This is a genomic window from Roseomonas sp. KE0001, assembly GCF_016107285.1.
GTDB lineage: Bacteria > Pseudomonadota > Alphaproteobacteria > Acetobacterales > Acetobacteraceae > Pseudoroseomonas.
On record NZ_RCVQ01000001.1, the window covers coordinates 334,319 to 354,186 of the forward strand.

The following is a 19,868-nucleotide window of genomic DNA, read 5'->3' on the forward strand; positions in this document are numbered from 1 at the left end:
CCATGTCGCGGGCCCTCCAAGCCTCAGTACTCGAACTCGTAGCTGAGCCCCAGCCGCTCCCCGGACTCGCCGCCGGTGCTGCTCTCGAGCTTCAGGCGCGGCGTCAGCTCCACCTCCACGCCGACGCGCGGCCCCCCCTCGGTGCCCTGCTCGACCCCGACATAGACGCCCGGGCTGATATAGCCGCCGGCCTGGACGGAAGGGTTGTTGGCGTTGCTGCTGTCCGTGTCGGTGCCGCTGCCGCCGCCGCCCACGCCAAGCCGGTCGAGGCCCAGCCGGTCGGCTAGCCGCCCGAGGAAACCGCGGCCGCCCGTGGGCCCGACGCCCGCCAGGCTGGCGGCGCCGCCGGCCAGCTGCGCGATCTCGAAGGGCGAGAGCCGGTCGACCGAACGGTTGAAGAGCAGCCGCGCCAGCACCTCGTCCTGCGGCAGTTCCGGCTCGGAGCTGAAGGTGATGGTCGGATTGCTCGGCTGTCCGGTGACGGTGATCGTGATGGTGATGGATTGCGAGCGGGTGGTGGCCAGGAAGTCCAGCGCCGGCGTCATTGCGCCATCGAAGGTCAGGTTGCCGCGGTCGAAGGTGATGCGCCGGTCCAGCAGCTGGAAGGTGCCGCGCCGCATGCTGAAGGCGCCGTCGGGCTGCACATTGGCCGCGGTGCCGCCGATATGGAGGTTGCCGCCCAGCTCGGCATCCAGCCCCCGGCCGCGGATCAGCAGCGATTGCGGGGCCTCGATCCGGATGTCGAGGGCGATCGGCGGCGGCGGGCTGGAGGGGGCGGGCGGCGGCGGGGCGTCGCGCCCGCGCTCGTACACCTGGCCCAGCGTGGCGACGCCACCCCCCGGCAGGCTCTGCGGAATGTTCACCGCCACGCGCCGCAACCGCACCGTGCCGCCCAGGGCGGGGCTGGTCTGCAGCGGGCCGGTGAAGCGGAGGTCGGCATCGAGCAGGGCGGTGACCAGCTCGCTCTGCACCGGCGTGGCGTCGCGCGCCGTGATGGCGATGTCCAGCGGGATGCCCGGGGCGAGGGGCTGCGCCGTGCCACTGGCGCTGATGCGGCCGTCGCCGGCGCGGGCGACGAAGTTCTCCAGCACGACCTGGTCGCCGGCGGCGCGCACCCGGCCGGTGATGTTCGTCAGACGCAGGCCGTAGAGCGGGTTGCGCACCTCGCCGCCGGTGAGCGTCGCGGTGCCGTTCAGCACCGGGGCCGCGAGGGTGCCGGTGGCGCCGCCATCGAGGGCGATGCGGCCGACCACGCGATTGGCCCCGCCGCCCAGGCTGGGCGCCAGCAGCGGCTGCAGATTGGCGTTGCCGGTGACGCGGGCCGAAAGCGGCGCCTCGGCACTCGGACCCTGCGGCAGCCGCGCCTCGGCGTCGAGGGTGAGGAGGTTGCCCATCCGCACCGCGGCGGTGGCCTGGACGGCGCCGGCGCCGCTGCGCCGCGCCTCGACGCGCAAGGTGGCGGCCGGCCAGCCGCGCGACCAGTCGGCCTCGGCGCGGAGGCCGGTGCCGTTCAGCGTCGCCTGCACCTCGGGTGCGCTGGTGGGGCCGGTGACGCGCGCCTCGCCCACCACCGTGCCGGAGAGGCGTGGTTCGGGGGCGAACATATTGACCAAGGAGGCAGGCAGGGCGGCCAGGGCGAGGCGCAGGTCCGCGGTGTCCGGCCCCCAGCGGCCGCTGAGGGTCAGGTTGCCGGCCGGGCGCGCGGCGAGACGCAGGCCGGGGATCTCCACGGCACCCGAGGGCGGCAGCAGGATCGCGCCCGGCGCCGCGAGGCGGATCCCCATATTGCCCTGGGTGACGTCGAAGGCGGCGATATCGAGGCGCTTGCCGGCCTCGCCGCTGCTGAAGCGGCCATGGCCGCTGACATTGGCCTGCGGAAGCTGGCCCCGCGCCGCCCAGTCCAGGGCGGCATCGGTGCCCTTCAGGGTCATCTCGGCGGCGTAGGCCTGGCCTCCCAGCTCGACGCGGCGGATATCGGCGCGGGCATCCACGGCCTGCCGGCCCTCCGGCGTGGCGTTCAGCTCCGCGGTGATGCTGAGCTGGCCGGCGATGGGCTGCCCGGCCAGCTCCGAAAGCGGCTGCAGATCCGGCGCGGCGACATTGGCGCTGCCGTCGAACAGGCCGGTCGCCGTGTTGAAGGCGCCGTCGGCCGTGGCACGGATCGGGCCGAAGGTCGCCTCGCCCTCCGCCAGCCGCACCAGATCGCCCTCCCGGGCGGCGCGCAGCGCCACCGAGATCGGCTGGCCCTCGGCCCGGCCGGTCAGGTGCAGCCGCCCCGCCATGCCGCTGATCGCCGGCACCTCGGCCGAGAGTCGGGGTGCCTCGACCTTGCGGCCCGAAACCACCAGCCCGGGGCTTTCCGCCTGCAGAGTGAAGCCGGGATCGGTGGCCGGCCCGGTGACATGCGCGTCGACGGCGATGGGGCCGGAGAGCTCCGGACGGATGACGCCGAGTTCCGGCACCTCCAGCCGCGCCGTGAGGTCCAGCACGTCCCAGCCGGTGCCCTGTGCGGTGAGCCGGGCGCCCGCGCCGCGCAGTTCCAGCCTGTCGATGCGGGTCGGCGTGCCGGTGAAGTCGATCTCCGGCGCCGGACCCAAGGCGCCGCCCAGCGGATCGGGGCCGCGCAGGCCGCGCGGCCGCAGGCTCGCCTCGATCCGCTCGGCCTCGGCGATACGCGCGGTGAGCGAGAGGGCCTCCCAGCCGAAGCCCTCGGGCACCAGCGCGCCGAGCCGGGCGGAATCGGCGACCTCGGCCTGGACGTTCAGCAGCGCCATGTCGCCCTGCGCGGTGACGGTGGCGGCCTGGGTGGCGAGGCGCAGGGCGCGCAGTTCCGGCCGGCCATCCGCCAGCCGCCCGCCCTCCACCGCGAAGTCGATCTGCCGCACCGGCTCCGGCGCCAGCTGGGCCGGCGCGTCCAGCCGGCCCTGCAGCCGCAGGCTGGCGGCGCCGTCCTCCGCCAGTCCGACCCGGCCATCGGCGGTCAGCGCGGCCTCCGTCCCGAGCGAGGCGCGCAGGGCGAGGGCAGCGTCCTGCGCCGGCCCATCGAGCCGCAGGCTGATATCGGCGGGGGCCTGGGGCAGGCCCAGGGCGCTGGCCAGCACGCCACCCGGCGGCTCCTGCCCACGCAGGTCGGCCAGCAGACGGCCCCTGGGGTCCAGCCCCAGATCGAGGTCGAGCTGCCCGGGCGCGTCCAGCCGCCGCACGGCCAGCTTCGCGCGCAGGGCGGCGGCGATCAGGCTGGCCTCGCCGTCCAGCGACAGGGCGACGGGCTGCCCCTCGGCGCCCGCCTCGGCCGGCAGGCCGACAAGGGCGCGGGGCAGCTCGATGCGAGCGGCGTGCAGGCGGTCGAGATGCAGCGAGACCGGCAGGTCCGGCAGGCTGGGAATGGTGGTGGGACCGCTCTCGGGTTCCGCTTCGGGCTCAGGCGCCGGCTCGGGCAGGCGGAGCAGGGCGATGCGCTCGGCGGCGATCTCCTCGATGCGGAACTCGCGCCGCACCAGATCGGCCAGGGCGAGGCCGATGCGGCCGCGCTCGATCTCCAGCCAGGGGCCGGCGGAATCGGCCATCACCAGCCGTTCGAAGCCGGGCGCGCCGGGAATCGGCCCGTGCAGCCCCTGCAGCGTCAGGCCGGGCACGAAGCGTTCCGCGAGGCTGGTGATCATCCTCTGCCCCGGCCCGGTGTTCGCCGCCAGCAGGGCGCCCCCGATCAGGAGGGGAGGCAGGAGAACGAGAACGAGAAGAATGATGAGGAGCCAGCGCAGGAGACGACGCATCAAACCGACAGCCTGTCCTTTCTGGAAGCGTCTGCCAGGGACAGGGCCCTGGAGAGGCGAAGCGGCCTCAGAAGGCCTGTCCAATGCCGATGTAGACACCGAAGGCGGAATCGCCCCGTTCCTTGTTCAGCGGGACGGCGATATCGGCGCGGATGGGCCCGATCCCGGTGAGATAACGCAGGCCAAGCCCCGCGCCCACCTTCACATTGTCGAAATCCGGTGTGGGATCCTCGGTGACCGAGCCGGCATCGACGAAGGCGGCCAGGCCCCAGGGACCGCTGACCCTTTGGCGCAGCTCGATGGACCCTTCCACCAGGGACAGGCCGCCCGCCGGCTCGTTGATCGCCGTGCGCGGGCCGATCGACTGGTAGGTGTAGCCGCGTACCGAGCCGCCGCCGCCGGAATAGAAGCGCTTGTCCGGCGGCACGCCGCCATAGGAGGCGCCGACGATGCTGCCGACCACACCGCGCACGGCCAGGATGCTGCCCTTGTCGCCCAGCATGTCGAAGTAGGTGCTGCCCTGGGCGCGCAGCCGCGTGAAGACGTTGCTCTCGCCCATGCTGTAGATCGGGTTGACCAGCAGCGAGGCGCGGGTCCCGCGCGAGGGGTTCAGCGGATTGTCCACATCCGCCCAGCGCAACTGGCCCAGAAGGCCGAGCAGCTGGTAATCGGTGGTCACGCCATCCTGGGTGACGCGGCTGAACTCGATCTGCGGACCGAAGCCGTAGCTCAGCCGGGGCGACCAGGTGCGCTCGAGCAGGGCGCCCAGCGTGAAGGCATCGCGGTCATAGGCATCCGGCCGCTCGCGCAGGGCGGCGATGTCGAAGGTCAGTGTCTGGTTGCGGCCCAGGAACCATGGGGTGCGCAGGCTGGCGCCGATCTTGCCGCCGGTGTCGCTCGTGTCGCCGGTGGTGCCGAGGCGGTTGACCTCCGCCTCCAGGCGCAGGCGCTCGGCGCCGCCGAAGAGGTTGCGGTGCTCCCAGTAGGCGCTCACCGTGGGGCCGTAGCGGGTCTCGTAGGCGGCGCCGAAGCCCACCGCGTGCAGCGGCCGCTCCACCACCGTGAAGGTCATCGGCAGGCGCCCCTCCTCGTCCAGCCGGTCTCCGGCGCGGGCGCGGACGGTGCCGAAGACGCCGAGGCTGAGCAGGTCCTGCCGTGTCTTCTCGATACGTTCCTGGCTGAAGACCTGCCCTTCCAGCGGCTGGACCATGCGGGCGAGCAGCTCGCTGCGGGTCCGTTCCTCCCCGGTGACGCCGGGGCGGGCGAACAGGGCGCGCGGACCCGGCGTCACCAGGAAGGTCACCTCGAGCTTGCGCGTGTCGTGATCGGCGATGACGCGGCGGCCGAGTTCGGCGAAGGGATGGCCGGCATCGCGCAGCGCCTGGTTGATCCGCCCCTGGGCGTCCAGGATCGGCTGCGCCCGGGCCGGCTGCCCCTCGGCGAGCCCGGTCTCGCCCATCGCGCCGAGCGGGAAGCCGGGCGGATCGGTGCGCAGCAGCACCGGGGCCAGGGTGTATTGCGGCCCCTTCTCCACGGTGATGACGACGGGGACCGGCTGGTCCGAGGCGCCGCGCGCCGCCAGCCGGTCGGCCAGGCCGGGCGTGTCCGCCGGGGAGCCATCCACCGTCACGCGGCTGCTGCCGTTGTAGTAGCCCTCCGAACGCAGCGCGTCGCGCATGTTGTTGGCCTCGGCCAGGGCGCGGCTGACCAGGCCGAAGGCGTCGACCGGAGCCCGCTCGCGCAGCTGCTCCAGCGCCGAGGCCCGCGAGATGGCGTCGTCGAGCGCCGAGTCGCCGGTTTCGGGCAGGCTCACGCTGTAGGCCAGGCCCGGCTCCTCGGCATTCTCCTCCGGCGCGGCGCCGGCGGGAGGGGGCTGGGCGGCGGCGTGCAGCATCGCCGCCAGGGGCAGCGCGACGGCCAGGGTGCCGGCCAGCGGCAGGGAGACGGCGAGGGGGAGAAGGCGGGATTTGAGGCGCATGGCTTTAGGGGGTATGCCCTAGCACATGGACGCGACCCTTGCCGAAACACTGACGCGTTGGCGCAGGCATCTCCACGCCAACCCGAGCCTCACCCTTCACGAAGGCCCGACCGCGAGCTTCGTCGTCGAGAAGCTGAGGGAGCTCGGCGTGACGGAGATCGCCACCGGCGTCGGCGGCCATGGCGTCGTCGCCACGCTGCACCGGCCCGGCAGCAACCGCAGCGTCGGCCTGCGCGCCGACATGGATGCGCTGCCGATCGAGGAGGCGGCGCAGGACCTGGAATGGCGCAGCACCAATCCGGGCGTCATGCATGCCTGCGGTCATGACGGCCATACCACGGCCCTGCTCGGCGCCGCCGCCATGCTCCTGCGGGACGAGAGCTGGAGCGGCACGGTGCGGCTGGTGTTCCAGCCGGCCGAGGAGGGCGGCGGCGGCGCCGCCGCCATGGTGAAGGACGGGCTGTTCCGGCGCTTCCCGATGGACCGCATCTTCGGCTGGCACAACTGGCCCGGGCTCGCGGCCGGAACCATCGCCGTGCATGACGGCGCGGTGATGGCCGCCGGGCGGCGCTTCGAGATCGCCATCGAGGGCCATGCGGGCCATGCCGCCCTGCCGCATCTGACGCGCGATCCCATCGTCGCGGCCGGCCATGCCATCGTCGCCTGCCAGTCGATCGTGGCCCGCACCCTGGACCCGATCGATACCGGCGTGGTCAGCCTGACCATGGTGAAGGGTGGCGAGGCGGAGAACCAGATCGCGGCCCGTGTCTCGATCAAGGGCAGCATGCGCTTCCTGCGCCCGGAGGTCGGCCGGCAGATCGAGGAGGGCCTGCGCCGCGTCGCAGAGGGCGTCTCCGCCACCTTCGGCGTGCAGGCCACCAGCCGGATCTGGGGCGGCGTGCCGGTGACCAGCAATCACCCCGAGGAGCGCGATCTGGCCGCCGAGGCCGCGGCCGCCGTGACCGAGCTGCGGCGCGACATCCCGCCGGCGATGACGGGGGAGGACTTCTCGCACTTCCTCAACGAGGTGCCGGGCGCCTTCGTCTGGATCGGCAACGGCTCCTCGGAAGGGGGGCGGGAGCTGCACAACCCGCATTACGACTTCAACGACGCCGTCCTGCCGGTGGCCAGCGGCTTTCTGGCCGAGACGGCGCGGCGCGCCCTGGCACCGGAGGCCGTTTCGAAGGGCTGAGGCGGGACGGGACTCCGGGCGCATGGCGGTGCAACGCCTGCGGCCAAGCCCAAGTTGCAGCAGCCCAGGTTGCAGGGGTCACGCGGGGCGGCATGGTGCCGCCCCACGGTCGTTCCGCCACGGAGCCGAGACATGACACAGCCCGCCGAGACCCCTGTCGCCATCCCGCTGGCCGAATCCTCGCGCATTGCCATCCCCAAGCTGGGGCTGGGCACCTGGAAGCTGGCGGGGGCGGAAGGGCAGGCGGCGGTGGAGAGCGCCCTGGCGCTCGGCTACCGGCATGTCGACACGGCGGACCGCTACGGCAACGAGGTCGAGGTCGGCGCCGGCCTGGCCGCCGCGGGCGTGGCGCGCGGCGAGATCTTCCTGACCAGCAAGGTCTGGTACGACAATCTCGCCCCGGAGGCGCTGCGCCGCTCGCTGGAAGGCTCACTGCGCAAGCTGGCCACACCCTACCTGGATCTTTTCCTGGTGCACTGGCCGGCGCCGGACATGGACCTGCCCGCCGTCGTCGCGGCGCTGGAGGCGGCGCGGTCGGAGGGGCTAATCCGCCGCTGGGGCGTCTCCAACTTCCCCCTCGGCCTGATGCGCCGGCTGGAGGAGATCGGCGCCGCGCCGGCCTGCCTGCAGGTCGAATACCATGCCCTGCTGTCGCAGCGGGCGCTGCTCGAATGGTGCGTGCCGCGCGGCATCGCGCTCACCGCCTATTCGCCGCTCGGCCAGGGCGCGCTGGCGGAGCAGCCGGTGCTGCAGGCGATCGGCCGCAAGCACGGCGCCTCGCCCCTGCAGGTGGCGCTGGCCTGGCTGCTGCGGCAGGAGATGGTGGTGGCCATTCCCAAGGCCGGGCGGCGCGAGAGCCAGCAGGCCAATCTGCGGGCCGTACCACTGGCCGCGAAGCTGGACGCGGCGGATGTCGCGCGGATCGACGCCCTGCCCAAGGACCGGCGGCGGGTGAACCCGGACTTCGCCCCTGATTGGAACGCCTGAGTCGAAGTGGCCGGCGGAGGCGCCTCAGCCGCCTTCCTCGGCCACCGCGATCCGCGACCAGATCGGGTCCTTGATCTTCTTCAGGAACTCCGCATGCGCCTCCAGCTCGGCCGCGGCGGGGCGGATCGGCCGGGGGGCGCGGGTCACCGGCGCGGCATCGAGCGCGATCATCACCGGGGCGGCGACCCGGGGCGCCGAGGCCAGGGCGAGGTCGGGCTGCTTGCCGCCCATCAGCTCCAGATAGACCTGGGCCAGCAGCTGCACGTCGAGCAGGGCATTGTGCGCGGTGCGCATGGAGTTGTCGATGCCGTAGCGGCGGCAGAGCGCGTCCAGGCTGTTCGGCAGGCCGGGGAAGCGCTTCTTGGCGAGCACCAGGCTGTCCACCATGCGCGCGCGGTCGAGCACCGGATGGCCCGCCTTGCGCAGCTCGAAGTCGAGGAAGCCGAAGTCGAAGGGCGCGTTGTGCGCGACGATCGGGTCATCGCCCAGGAAATCGAGCATGGCCGGGGCGATCTCGGCGAATTTCGGCTTGCCGCGCAGCATGTCCCAGGTGAAGCCGTGCACCTTCGCGGCCTCCTCCGGCACCTCCCGCTCCGGATCGATCAGCACGTGGAAGTGCCGCCCCGTGGGCACCAGGTTGACCAGCTCCACCGCCGCCACCTCCAGCACGCGGTCGCCGGTCTGCGGGTCGAAGCCGGTGGTCTCGGTGTCCAGCACCAGGGTTCGGCTCATCGGTAGTGCTCCAGCAGGCGGCGGATCGAGCGGCGGGCATGGGCCAGGGACAGGCCGGTGCGGATGACATGGTCGGCACGGCGGCGCTTGACGGCGTCGGGGGTCTGGCGGGCCAGGATCGCCTCCAGCCGCTCCGGTGTCATGCCCTTCCGCCGCAGCACGCGGGCGCGCTGGACGGCGGCGGGGGCGGAGACCACCACGACGGCATCGACGCGCGCCTCGCCGCCGGTCTCGAAGAGCAGCGGGATGTCGAGCACCGCCAGGCGCCGGCCCTGGCGGCGGGCGGCCGCGAGGAAGCGTCGCTCCTCCTCGCGCACCAGCGGGTGCACGATGCGCTCCAGCCGGGTCAGCGCCGCCGGATCGCCGAGCACGGCGCGGCGCAGCGCCTCGCGCTCCACGGCGCCGTCGCGGACCGTGCCGGGGAAGGCGGCGCCGATCGCCCTCACCGCGCGGCCGCCACGGCCCTGCAGCCGGTGCACCGCGGCATCGGCGTCGAAGACCGGCACGCCATGGCGGCGGAAGGTGCTGGCCGCCGTGGACTTGCCCATGCCGATGCCGCCGGTGAGGCCGAGGATCCTCATGCGTGGCGCGGGATGTCGTCGGCCACGAATTCGCGCAGCGCGGCATCGACCGTGGGCGCGGCGCCGAACCAGGCCGCGAAGCCAGGCCGCGCCTGATGCAGCAGCATGCCGAGCCCGTCCACGCCGCGCAGGCCGCGGGCCCGGGCGGCGGCCAGCAGCGGCGTCTCCAGCGGGACATAGACGGCATCCGCCACCACGGCATGGGCGGGCAGGGGGGCGAGGTCGATCTCCAGCGGCGGCGCGCCCGCCATGCCGAGGCTGGTGGAATTGACCAGCAGGGCGGCGCCTTCCAGCGGCGGCGCCTCGGCCACGGCGACCGGGCCGCCCAGCGCCCCGGCCAGGGCTTCGGCACGGGCACGGCTGCGATTGACCAGCGTGAGGCGCGGGCAGCCGGCATCGAGCAGCGCGGCGGCGATGGCCCGCGCCGCGCCGCCGGCGCCGAGCAGCACCGCCGGACCATCCGCCGCGCGCCAGCCCGGCGCCTGCTCGCGCACGCTCTCGAGGAAGCCGAAGCCGTCCGTGTTGCTGCCCTGGATGCGGTTCTGGTCGAAGACCAGCGTGTTCACCGCCCCCGCGCGGTGCGCCGAGGCATCGACTTCGTCGCACAGGGCGAAGGCGGCCTCCTTGTGCGGGATGGTGACATTGGCGCCGCGGAAGCCGAGCGCGACCAGGGCGCGGACGGCGGCGGCGAAATCCTCCGGCCGCACCTGCAGGGGGATGTAGGTGCCGTCGATGCCATGCTGGCGCAGCCAGTAGCCATGCAGCCGCGGGGAGCGGGAATGCGAGGCCGGCCAGCCCAGCACGCCGGCCAGCCTGGCCTTGCCGGAGAGGATCGTCATGCCGCCATCCATCCCCCGCGCGGGCGGGACGGTCAAGGCGCCGCCCGCCGCCCCGCTCCCCCGGGGCCATCTGACCCCTGGCGTTCCGCCGTCCGCGATGCCACCACTGGCGCCGAGCGAACCGACGGAGTGGAGCACCCCATGACGCGTGCCTTGAAGGTCGCGGTCCAGATGGACCCGATCCAGAGCATCAACATCGACGGCGACAGCACCTTCGTCCTGATGCTGGAGGCCCAGGAGCGGGGCCACCAGCTCTGGCACTACCATGTCCGGGACCTGACGCTGGCCGGCGGCCGGGTGCTGGCCCGGATGCAGCCGGTGACGGTGCGGCGGGAGAAGGGCAACCACTACACGCTGGGCGAGGCGGCGGAGCACGACCTCTCCGCCATGGACGTGGTGCTGATGCGCCAGGACCCGCCCTTCGACATGGCCTATATCACCGCCACCCACATCCTGGAGATGATCCACCCCAAGACCCTGGTGGTGAACGACCCGGCGAGCGTGCGCAACGCGCCGGAGAAGCTCTTCGTCATGCAGTTCCCGGAGCTGATGCCGGACACCATCATCACGCATGATCCGATCGTGGTGCGGAAGTTCCGGCAGAAGCATGGCGACATCATCGTCAAGCCGCTGTTCGGCAATGGCGGCGCCGGCGTCTTCCACCTGCGGCCCGAGGACGGCAACCTCAACGCCCTGCTGGAGCTCTATGCCGAGAAGTCCCGCGAACCGCTGATGATCCAGCAATACGTCCCCGCCGTGCGCTTCGGCGACAAGCGCATCATCCTGGTCGACGGCGAGCCGCTGGGCGCCATCAACCGCGTGCCCGCCGAGGGCGAGAGCCGCAGCAACATGCATGTCGGCGGCCGGCCCGAGGCGGTGGCGCTGACCGAGCGGGACCGCGAGATCTGCGCCCGCATCGGGCCGGAGCTGAAGCGGCGCGGGCTGATCTTCGTTGGCATCGACGTGATCGGGGATTACCTCACCGAGATCAACGTCACCTCGCCGACCGGGCTGCAGGAGCTGGCGCGCTTCGACGGGGTGCATCTGGAGAAGGCCATCTGGGACGCCATCGAGGCGCGTCGCGCCTGACGCGGAGGCCGCCCAGGGGCCTCACCAGGGCCCTTACCCCGGCGGCAGCACCGCGATCAGCCCCAGCGCCGCCAGGCCGAGCAGTAGCAGGGAGAGCACCACGGTCAGCGAGACGCGCAGCCCGGCCCTGGCCACCACCCGCACATCCACACCGAGGCCGAGCGCCGCCATGGCGAGCAGCGTCAGGGTGCCGGTCACGGTGGCGATCGGCCCGAGCAGAACGGGGGGAAGCAGGCCGAGCGACCGCAGCAGGGCCAGGCCGAGGAAGCCCAGGATGAACCAGGGCACCAGCCGCGCCAGGCCGGGCCGCTGGCCTGCCCTCGTGCCGGCCAGCAAGGAGAAGCCGAGCACCACCGGCCCCAGCATCAGCACCCGCACCAGCTTGACCAGCGTGCCCATCTGCACCGCCAGGGCCGAGACCGGCGCCGTCGCCGCCAGGACCTGCGGCACGGCATAGACCGTCAGTCCCGCCAAAGTGCCGTACTGCAGGTCGTTCAGCCCGAGCAGCGGCGCCGCGAGCGGCAGCGCCAGCACCAGGCCGACGCCGAGCACCGCGGTGAAGGCGATGGCCGCCGTCACGTCGCGCGCCTGGGCACCGATCACCGGCGCCACGGCGGCGATGGCCGAGTTGCCGCAGATCGAGTTGCCGCAGGCGACCAGGACGGCCATGCGGCGCGGCAGGCCGAGACCGCGCCCGATGCCATAGCCGCAGAGGATGGACAGCCCCACCACCACGGCGATGCCGAGCGGCAGCCACGGCCCGGCCGCCATCAGCGTGGTGAGGCTGAGCGAGGCGCCCAGCAGCATCACCGCGATCTCCAGCAGCGTCCTGGCGCTGAAGGCGATGCCGGGGGCGGTGGCGGCGGGCAGCGGGCGCAGGCTGCGCAACCCGGTCCCGAGCAGGATGGCCAGCACCAGCCCGTCCAGCCAGGCCCGGCCGAACAGGGCCTGCTGCGCCAGGGCGAGCAGGGCCGCCGCGCCGGCGACGGCGCCGCAGAGCAGCAGGCCGGGCAGCAGGGGCAAGGCGATGCGGGGGCCGGGAAGGGCCGCGGACTGGGACATGGGCACCGGAAGCATGACAATCGGATGACGGCGATTGTGCCGCCGGCCAATCCATCGATCCAACGCGTTGTTCTTGTGGTTTCGTTCGATTAGACCGAACGGTCATGACCCTGGAGCAACTTCGCATCTTCCTCGCCGTGGCCGAGCGGGAGCATGTCACCCGCGCCGCCGCTGCCCTGCACCTGACGCAATCCGCGGTCAGCGCCGCCATCCGCGCCCTGGAGGCCCGGCATGGCATCACCCTGTTCCATCGCGTCGGCCGCCGGATCGAACTGACCGGGGAGGGCGAGATCTTTCGCGCCGAGGCGGCCGCCGTGCTGGCGCGGGCCGAGGCGGCGGAGCTCGTGCTGTCGGAGCTGGGCGGGAGCCTGCGCGGCACGCTGCGCATCCAGGCCAGCCAGACGGTGGCGAGCTACTGGCTGCCCCCACTTCTAGTGCGCTTCCGGGCCGCCTGCCCGGAGGTCCGGGTCGAGGTCGGAGCCGGCAACACGACCAGCGTGGCGCTCTCCGTGCTGCAGGGCGTGGCGGAGCTGGGCTTCGTCGAGGGGGAGGTGGAGGAGCCGGCGCTCAGCCAGACCCCGCTGGCGACGGACCAGCTGGTGGTGGTGGTGGGGCCGCGCCATTCCTGGGCCAAGGCCGGACCCATCGCCACGGCGCGGTTGTCCGAGACGCCCTGGATCATGCGGGAGGCCGGCTCCGGCACCCGCGCCGCCTTTGAGGCCCTGCTACGGGGCTGGAACCTGGCGCCCGAGGCGCTGGAGGTGGCGCTGGAGCTGCCCTCGAACGAGGCGGTGCTGGCGGCGGTGGAGGCGGATGGGGGGGCGACGGTGGTCTCCGAGCGGGCCGCGGGACCGCATCTGGCGGCCGGGCTGCTGGTGCGGGCGGGCCTGGACCTGCCGCCCCGCAGCTTCAAGGCCCTGCGGCACCGGGAGCGCTACCAGAGCCGCGCCTCGCGGGCGCTGGTCGCGCTGGCGCTGGACGGCGGAGCCGCTCAGTAGAGGCGCTTGCCCGGCCCGTAGGGCACCACGAGCTCGTCCTTGCCCACCATGTTGAGCAGGGCGCGGGCGCGCTCGTCGAGCTGGTCGCGGTCGATGCGGTCGCCCCGCAGGCCGGCGACGCGCCGTTCCAGCGCGTCCCGCTCGGCTTCCGCCTCGGCCAGGGTGATGCGCGCGGTGGCGATCTCCTGGGCCTTGGCCTCGCGGGCGAGGGAGCCGACGCGCGGGCCATGCACGGCATACCACGAGAAGTGCCAGATCATCCCGGCGAAGACGAGCGGCAGCCAGAGAACCTGGATCGTCCGCTTGATGGCGCGCATGGCCGGAATCCCCCTCGCACGGCGTTTGCTGCGCCAGCTAACCGCAGCACAAAGCCGTTTCGCAAGAGGGGTTTAGCCGAGGCCGTGACATTCGGCCGATAGCGTGACATTCGGACCACAAGCGACCGGGGCGCGACATCCCCGGCCGCTTCCGGCCCCGGCCCTCAGCGCCGAAGGATGGTGCGGCCGGCATAGCGGCCGGCCGGGCCCAGACCCTGCTCGATGCGGATCAGCTGGTTGTACTTGGCCAGGCGGTCGGAGCGGGAGAGGGAGCCGGTCTTGATCTGCCCGCAATTGGTGGCGACGGCGAGGTCGGCGATGGTGCTGTCCTCGGTCTCGCCCGAACGGTGCGACATGACGGCGGTGTAGCCGGCGCGATGCGCCATCTCGACCGCCTCCAGCGTCTCCGTCAGGGAGCCGATCTGGTTCACCTTCACCAGGATGGAGTTGGCGGTCTTCTTCTCGATGCCCTGGCGCAGGCGCTCGGGATTGGTGACGAAGAGGTCATCGCCCACCAGCTGCACCTTGTCGCCCAGCGTCTCGGTCAGCAGCTTCCAGCCGTCCCAGTCGTCCTCGGCGCAGCCATCCTCGATCGAGATGATCGGGAACTTGGCGCAGAGCCCGGCCAGGTAGTCGACCATGCCGGCGGCGTCGAGCTTCTTGCCCTCGCCCTCCATGTCGTAGACGCCGCTCTTGAAGAACTCGGTGGAGGCGCAGTCGAGGGCGAACATGATGTCCTCGCCGACGCGGTGGCCGGCGGCCTCGCAGGCCTTGCTGATGAAGGCCAGCGCCTCCTCGGCCGACTTCAGGTCGGGGGCGAAGCCGCCCTCGTCGCCGACATTGGTGTTGTGCCCGGCATCGTGCAGCGCCTTCTTGAGGCTGGCGAAGACCTCGGAGCCGATGCGGACCGCATCCGCCTCGGTGCCGGCGGCGACCGGCATGATCATGAATTCCTGGATGTCGATCGGGTTATCCGCGTGCTGGCCGCCATTGATGATGTTCATCATCGGCACCGGCAGGGTGCGGGCGAAGACGCCGCCGACATAGCGGTAGAGCGGCACGCCGAAATGCTCGGCCGAGGCCTTGGCGGTGGCCAGGCTGACGGCGAGGATGGCGTTGGCGCCGAGGCGCGACTTGTTCGGCGTGCCGTCGAGCGCGATCATCGTCTCGTCGATCTTGACCTGCTCGGTGGCGTCCATGCCGCTGAGCGCGTCGAAGATCTCGCCCTCGACATTGGCCACCGCCTTCTGCACGCCCTTGCCATGGAAGCGCGACTTGTCGCCGTCGCGCAGCTCCACCGCCTCATGCGCGCCGGTGGAGGCGCCGGAGGGGACGATGGCGCGGCCCATGGCGCCGCTCTCCAGGACCACATCCACCTCGACGGTCGGGTTGCCCCGCGAATCGAGGACCTCGCGGGCGATGATGTCGGCGATGGCGGTCATTCCGGAAATCCCTCGTCGTTACGGCCTGGATGCGCCGCGGGCGGCCCACGGTCTGCGGGTCGCCGGCGCGGGCGGCCCTGCGCGGATAGGACGCCGGCGGCGCCAGGGCAAGGCCCCGGCTTCTCCCCCCGGGCCGCGCGCGAAAACGTCAGGATATCGTCACGCGGCGGGGGCGGGGCTCAGACCAGCCGGGCCTGCTTCACCGCCGCGCCGACGAAGCCCGCGAAGAGCGGATGCGGCTGGAAGGGCTTCGACTTCAGCTCGGGGTGGTACTGCACGCCGATGAACCAGGGATGGTCGGGATACTCGACGATCTCCGGCAGCAGCCCGTCCGGCGACAGGCCGGAGAAGCGCAGTCCCGCCGCCTCCAGCCGCTCGCGGTAGCCGATGTTCACCTCGTAGCGGTGGCGGTGCCGCTCGCTGATCTCGGCCTGGCCATAGACATGCCGCACCAGGGAGCCCTCGACCAGCTGGGCCGGATAGGCGCCGAGGCGCATGGTGCCGCCGAGATCGCCCTCGGCCGAGCGCTTCTCGCGCTCGTTGCCGCGCAGCCACTCGGTCAGCAGCCCGACCACCGGCTCCTCGGTGGGGCCGAACTCGGTGGAGGAGGCGCGCTCCAGCCCGACCAGGTTCCGCGCCGCCTCGATCACCGCCATCTGCATGCCGAAGCAGATGCCGAGGAAGGGGACCTTGCGCTCGCGGGCGAAGCGCACCGCCTCGATCTTGCCCTCGGCGCCACGCTCGCCGAAGCCACCGGGCACCAGGATGCCATGCACCCCCTCCAGCCGCTCCAGCGCGTTCGGCGTCTCGAAGATCTGGCTGTCCACCCAGTCCAGCTTCACCTGCACGCCGTGCTGGATGCCGCCATGGGTCAGCGCCTCGGCCAGCGACTTGTAGGCGTCGAGCAGCGTGATGTACTTGCCGACGACGGCGATCCGCACCTCGCCCTCGGGATGCTCCAGCCGGTGCACGATGCGCTTCCAGTTGGAGAGGTCGGGCTCGCCATAGATCGACAGGCCGAAATGCCGCAGCACCTCGCGGTCCAGGCCTTCCTGGTGATACTGCAGCGGCACGGCATAGATGCTCGAGGCATCCAGCGCCGGGATGACGCTCTCGGGGCGGACATTGCAGAACAGCGCGATCTTGCGCCGCTCGTTCTCGGGAATCGGCCGGTCGCAGCGGCAGAGCAGGATCTGCGGCTGGATGCCGAGGCCCAGCAGTTCCTTGACACTGTGCTGCGTCGGCTTGGTCTTCAGCTCGCCGGCGGAGGGGATGTAGGGCACCAGGGTCAGGTGCATGAAGAGGCTGTTCTGCGGGCCCAGCTCGTTGTTGAGCTGGCGCAGCGCCTCGAGGAAGGGCAGCGACTCGATGTCGCCCACCGTGCCGCCGACCTCGACCAGCACGAAGTCCAGCCCGTCCGTGTCGGCGGTGGCGGCTTCCTTGATGGCGTCGGTGATGTGCGGGATGACCTGGACGGTGCCGCCGAGATAATCGCCCCGCCGCTCCTTGGCGATCACCTCGGCATAGATCCGGCCCGAGGTGTGGCTGTCACCGCGCGTGGCATGCACGCCGGTGAAGCGCTCGTAATGGCCGAGGTCGAGATCGGCCTCGGCGCCGTCGTCGGTGACGAAGACCTCGCCATGCTGATACGGGCTCATCGTGCCCGGATCGACGTTCAGGTAGGGGTCGAGCTTACGGATGCGGACCTTGTAGCCCCGCGCCTGCAGGAGCGCGCCGAGGCTGGCCGCCGCGATGCCCTTGCCGAGGGAGGAAACCACGCCGCCGGTGATGAAAACGAACCGCGTCATGGGCCACCTTTCTAACGCGCCGCGCCGCCGGCGGGAAGCGGCGGCGGGGCAAAGCTGCTGTCTGCTGGAAGCGTGGGTCGCTGTGGCCCGCGCCGGGGTCGCGGGCGCGGCGGATGCCGGCCCTCATAAAAACGGCGTGGGCGCCGCGGGATCTTCCCGGGCGCCCGTTTCGGCGGAGGCACGGCCCGGAGGCCGGCGGCTCAGTTGGTCGGCACGCCGGCGGGGGGCGGCGGCGCCGGCTGGGCGGGCGCGGCGGGCAGGCCGGCCGGCGCTCCCTGACTGGACATCCCTGGGCTGGACGTCCCTGGGCCGGATGTCCCTGGGCCGGATGTCCCTGGGCCGGATGTCCCTTGGCCGGGCACCGGGGCGGCCGGCCGCGGCTGCAAGGGCTGCTCGCCGGTGACCGAGGGCGGCGGCGGCACGTCCAGGATCGAGCCGCGCTGCGCCGCGCCGCGCCCGAGAAGCGCCATCGCCATGGCCAGGACCATGAACAGCGTGGCCAGCACGGCCGTGCTGCGCGTCAGCAGGTTGGCGGTGCCGCGCCCGCTCATGAAGGAACCCATGCCCTGCGAGGAGCCGATGCCAAGCCCGCCCCCCTCGCTGCGCTGCAGCAGCACGACGCCGATCAGCGCGAGGGTGACGAAGAGATGCAGGACGAGCAGGACGGTCATCATGGCGCAGCGCTCTTAGCCGCATCCCCGGCGGGATGCCAGGGCCAAGCGCGGCATGGCCTGCGATATCGCATGGGGCTCATCCGCCGGGCAGGGGCTGTCCGGGCAGGGTGAGCGCGAAGATCAGGCCGGGATCGCCGGCCGCCGGGCCCCAGACGAAACTGCCGTTCAGCTTCTGGCTCATGCTCTGGATGATCGTCACGCCCAGGCTGGAGCCGGGATCGAAATCCGGCGGCAGGCCGTCGTCCCGCAGCTCAAGGCTCAGCGCGCCCTGGGCGCCGGGCCCGAAGCGCAGGTGAAGGTCGCCCCCGCCGGCGCGCGCGGCGATGGTCACCAGCTCGGTGACGATCAGCCCGATCGGCACCGCGTCGTCCGCCGGCCAGTCCCGGGAGGCGACGTCGCAATGCAGGCTTCGTCCGCCATCGGTCAGGCCCGAGGCCGCGCGCAATTCGCCGCAGAGCTCGCCCAGGTAATCCGAGACCTCGACCACGCCGATGCGGGCGCTGCGGTGCAGGCGGTCATGCGCCCGGGCGATGGTGGCGACACGCTGCGCCGCCTCCTCGAGAGCCTGGCGGGCGGTGTCCTCGGTGCTGGCGCGGGCCTGGATGGAGAGCATCGAGCGGGTCATGGTCAGGCTGTTCTTCACCCGGTGGTCGATCTCCCGCATCAGCAGGTCCTTCTCGGCCAGCAGGGCGTCGCGCGCCGCCAGGGCCTCCTCCGCCTCGCGGGCGCGCCGCTCGGCCAGGCGGTGCAGCCGCTCCATCTCGCGGCCCGACAGCTCGCGGTCCACCGCGACGCCCAGGGTATTGGCCAGGGCCTGGAGGAAGTGGACGTCGTCGGTGGTGAAATCCTCCCGGTCGCGGCCATCGACCTCCAGCACGCCGAACGGCTCGCCGCTGCCGCGGATGATGACGTTGATCGCCCGCCGCACCCCGTGCTCGGCCAGCAGGCGCGGCGTCCGGAAGCGGGTCTCGTTCTCCAGGTGGTTCGAGATCACCGGCTTGCCGGTGCGGTAGGCGTAGCCGGCGGGGCTTTCCAGGTCGCTGCCGATCCGCACCCGGCCGACCTCGCCCTCGCGCCAGCCATGACCCGCGCGCAGCAGGAAGTTTCCCTCCTCGGGCAGGTATTGCAGCACCTTGGTGAAATCGCTGCTCAGCCCCCGCCCCGCCAGGCTGGCCGCCATCTCGAGCAGGGGTTGCAGCCCCTCCAGTCGCAGCGCGCTCAGGCCCAGCTCCGCGATGATGGCCTGCTGGTGCAGGCGAAGGGTCAGCTCCCGCGTCTTGTCCATCCTGATCCCTTCTCCTCTGGCAGTCCCGGCATGGATATCGCGCCGCGGGGCCGGGCGCTAATCCCGCGTCCCCGCGGGCCCGTCATGCCCCGCCGCCGAGGCCGGCCTGCGCGCCCAGCAGCCGCAGCGCCAGGACGACGCTGGCGGCGCGCACCGCGTCGCGGTCCCCGGGGAACACCTCGTGCCGCAGCAGGGTGGGCGCGCCCCGCCGGGCGGCGGCGAAATGCACCAGCCCGACCGGCTTGCCCGGCCTGCCGCCGCCGGGACCGGCGATGCCGGTGATGGCCACGGCGAGATCCGCCTCGCAGCCGCGCAGCGCGCCCTCGGCCATGGCCTGGGCCACCGGGGCACTGACCGCGCCGTGCTCGGCCAGCATCGCCTCCGGCACGCCCAGGATGCGCGCCTTGGCGGTGTTGGAATAGGTGATGAAGCCGGCCAGCAGCGTGGCCGAGGAGCCGGGGATGGCGGTCAGCGTGGCGCCCACCAGCCCGCCGGTGCAGCTCTCCGCGGTGGCCACGGTGAGGCCCCGGGCCTGCAGCTCGCGCAGCAGCGTGGTGGCCTGCTCGCGGGTGCCGGGCAACAGCATCTCGGTCATGGCAGCAGGCCTCCGGCTCGCAGGGCGAGGATGATGGCGCCGGCCAGGGCGCCGGCCAGGATGTCGTCCAGCATCACGCCCGCGGCGCCCTTGCGGCGGTCGGCCCAGCCCACCGGGCCCGGCTTGGTGATGTCGAACAGGCGGAACAGCAGGAAGGCCAGGATGATGCCGGGCGCGCCGGCGCCGGCCGGCAGGGCGGCAAGCGCCAGGGCCTGCCCGGCGCCCTCGTCGATCACCACCCAGGACGGGTCCTGCCGCGCCGCCGGCAGCCGTTCCAGCACCCACCAGCCGAGCAGGCCCAGCAGCGCGGCCAGGATCAGGCAGGCCTCGGGTCCGAGCAGCACGGCGGGCAGCACCGCGGCCGAGCCCCAGGTGCCGGGCGCCGGGCGCAGATGGCCGATGCCGCCCAGGCTGACGACCAGCCGCGGCAGCGGGGCCGCCGACAGGCCCGGAGCGAGGACGGGGGGCAGGCCGGCCGGGGGGAGCGCCGGTGAGGGCGGAGCAGGCTCGCCCATC

17 protein-coding genes are annotated in these 19,868 nt (G+C 72.8%); 4 read left to right on the forward strand and 13 right to left on the reverse strand.

The annotated features are described in order from the left end of the window. Nucleotides 1-23: 23 nt before the first annotated feature. A complete protein-coding gene (locus tag D9598_RS01545; protein ID WP_198364628.1) occupies nt 24-3,773 on the reverse strand; it encodes a translocation/assembly module TamB domain-containing protein in 3,750 nt (1,249 codons plus the stop codon). 67 nt (nt 3,774-3,840) lie between these two features. Then, on the reverse strand, nt 3,841-5,751 hold the full coding sequence (locus D9598_RS01550) for an autotransporter assembly complex family protein (RefSeq protein ID WP_198364629.1): 1,911 nt from the start codon (nt 5,749-5,751) through the stop codon (nt 3,841-3,843). Nucleotides 5,752-5,776: 25 nt separating this feature from the next. Here D9598_RS01550 and D9598_RS01555 point away from each other — a divergent pair, with 25 nt between their 5' ends. Further along, nucleotides 5,777-6,943, forward strand: a complete 1,167-nt coding sequence (locus D9598_RS01555; RefSeq protein WP_198364630.1) for an amidohydrolase — start codon at nt 5,777-5,779, stop codon at nt 6,941-6,943. Between the two features lie 132 nt (nt 6,944-7,075). After that, nucleotides 7,076-7,930 (forward strand): aldo/keto reductase, encoded by an 855-nt coding sequence (locus D9598_RS01560; protein ID WP_198364631.1) that lies wholly within the window; start codon nt 7,076-7,078, stop codon nt 7,928-7,930. A gap of 24 nt (nt 7,931-7,954) precedes the next feature. On the opposite strand, the gene dnaQ is transcribed toward D9598_RS01560, so the two are convergent. The 3 genes from dnaQ to D9598_RS01575 are packed head-to-tail and all read right to left on the reverse strand — an operon-like array spanning nt 7,955 to nt 10,076. Then, complete coding sequence (gene dnaQ / locus D9598_RS01565) at nt 7,955-8,662, reverse strand: DNA polymerase III subunit epsilon (protein WP_198364632.1); 708 nt, start codon at nt 8,660-8,662, stop codon at nt 7,955-7,957. After that, the gene (gene coaE, locus D9598_RS01570; protein WP_198364633.1) at nt 8,659-9,243 is read right to left on the reverse strand and encodes a dephospho-CoA kinase; all 585 of its coding nucleotides are present in this window, start codon (nt 9,241-9,243) and stop codon (nt 8,659-8,661) included. Before coaE ends, dnaQ begins: the two co-directional genes overlap by 4 nt. Further along, a complete protein-coding gene (locus tag D9598_RS01575) occupies nt 9,240-10,076 on the reverse strand; it encodes a shikimate dehydrogenase (protein WP_198365001.1) in 837 nt (278 codons plus the stop codon). Before D9598_RS01575 ends, coaE begins: the two co-directional genes overlap by 4 nt. A gap of 147 nt (nt 10,077-10,223) precedes the next feature. On the opposite strand from D9598_RS01575, the gene gshB reads away from it, so the two are divergent. Further along, nucleotides 10,224-11,171, forward strand: a complete 948-nt coding sequence (gene gshB, locus D9598_RS01580) for a glutathione synthase (RefSeq protein WP_198364634.1) — start codon at nt 10,224-10,226, stop codon at nt 11,169-11,171. A 33-nt stretch (nt 11,172-11,204) separates the two neighbouring features. Here gshB and D9598_RS01585 read toward each other — a convergent pair whose 3' ends face one another. Continuing rightward, nucleotides 11,205-12,233, reverse strand: coding sequence for a YeiH family protein (locus tag D9598_RS01585; RefSeq protein ID WP_232476799.1), 1,029 nt, complete (start codon nt 12,231-12,233; stop codon nt 11,205-11,207). A 104-nt stretch (nt 12,234-12,337) separates the two neighbouring features. On the opposite strand from D9598_RS01585, the gene D9598_RS01590 reads away from it, so the two are divergent. Then, on the forward strand, nt 12,338-13,231 hold the full coding sequence (locus tag D9598_RS01590) for a LysR family transcriptional regulator (RefSeq protein WP_198364636.1): 894 nt from the start codon (nt 12,338-12,340) through the stop codon (nt 13,229-13,231). Here the strand turns inward: D9598_RS01590 and D9598_RS01595 are convergent. The 7 genes from D9598_RS01595 to D9598_RS01625 form a co-directional block, all read right to left on the reverse strand. Continuing rightward, nucleotides 13,225-13,548 carry a septum formation initiator family protein gene (locus tag D9598_RS01595; protein ID WP_198364637.1) on the reverse strand — a complete coding sequence of 108 codons (324 nt, stop codon included), beginning with the start codon at nt 13,546-13,548 and terminating at the stop codon, nt 13,225-13,227. The two genes, D9598_RS01590 and D9598_RS01595, sit on opposite strands and share 7 nt — an antisense overlap. A 164-nt stretch (nt 13,549-13,712) precedes the next feature. After that, the gene (eno, locus tag D9598_RS01600; protein ID WP_198364638.1) at nt 13,713-14,990 is read right to left on the reverse strand and encodes a phosphopyruvate hydratase; all 1,278 of its coding nucleotides are present in this window, start codon (nt 14,988-14,990) and stop codon (nt 13,713-13,715) included. Nucleotides 14,991-15,169: 179 nt separating this feature from the next. Beyond that, nucleotides 15,170-16,798, reverse strand: coding sequence for a CTP synthase (locus D9598_RS01605; RefSeq protein ID WP_198364639.1), 1,629 nt, complete (start codon nt 16,796-16,798; stop codon nt 15,170-15,172). A gap of 200 nt (nt 16,799-16,998) precedes the next feature. After that, a complete protein-coding gene (secG, locus tag D9598_RS01610; RefSeq protein ID WP_198364640.1) occupies nt 16,999-17,472 on the reverse strand; it encodes a preprotein translocase subunit SecG in 474 nt (157 codons plus the stop codon). A gap of 76 nt (nt 17,473-17,548) precedes the next feature. Then, nucleotides 17,549-18,757 (reverse strand): sensor histidine kinase, encoded by a 1,209-nt coding sequence (locus D9598_RS01615; RefSeq protein WP_198364641.1) that lies wholly within the window; start codon nt 18,755-18,757, stop codon nt 17,549-17,551. An 82-nt stretch (nt 18,758-18,839) separates the two neighbouring features. Then, complete coding sequence (locus D9598_RS01620) at nt 18,840-19,343, reverse strand: CinA family protein (RefSeq protein ID WP_198365002.1); 504 nt, start codon at nt 19,341-19,343, stop codon at nt 18,840-18,842. 5 nt (nt 19,344-19,348) lie between these two features. Then, nucleotides 19,349-19,867, reverse strand: coding sequence for a phosphatidylglycerophosphatase A (locus D9598_RS01625; protein ID WP_198364642.1), 519 nt, complete (start codon nt 19,865-19,867; stop codon nt 19,349-19,351). Between the last annotated feature and the right edge of the window lies 1 nt (nt 19,868).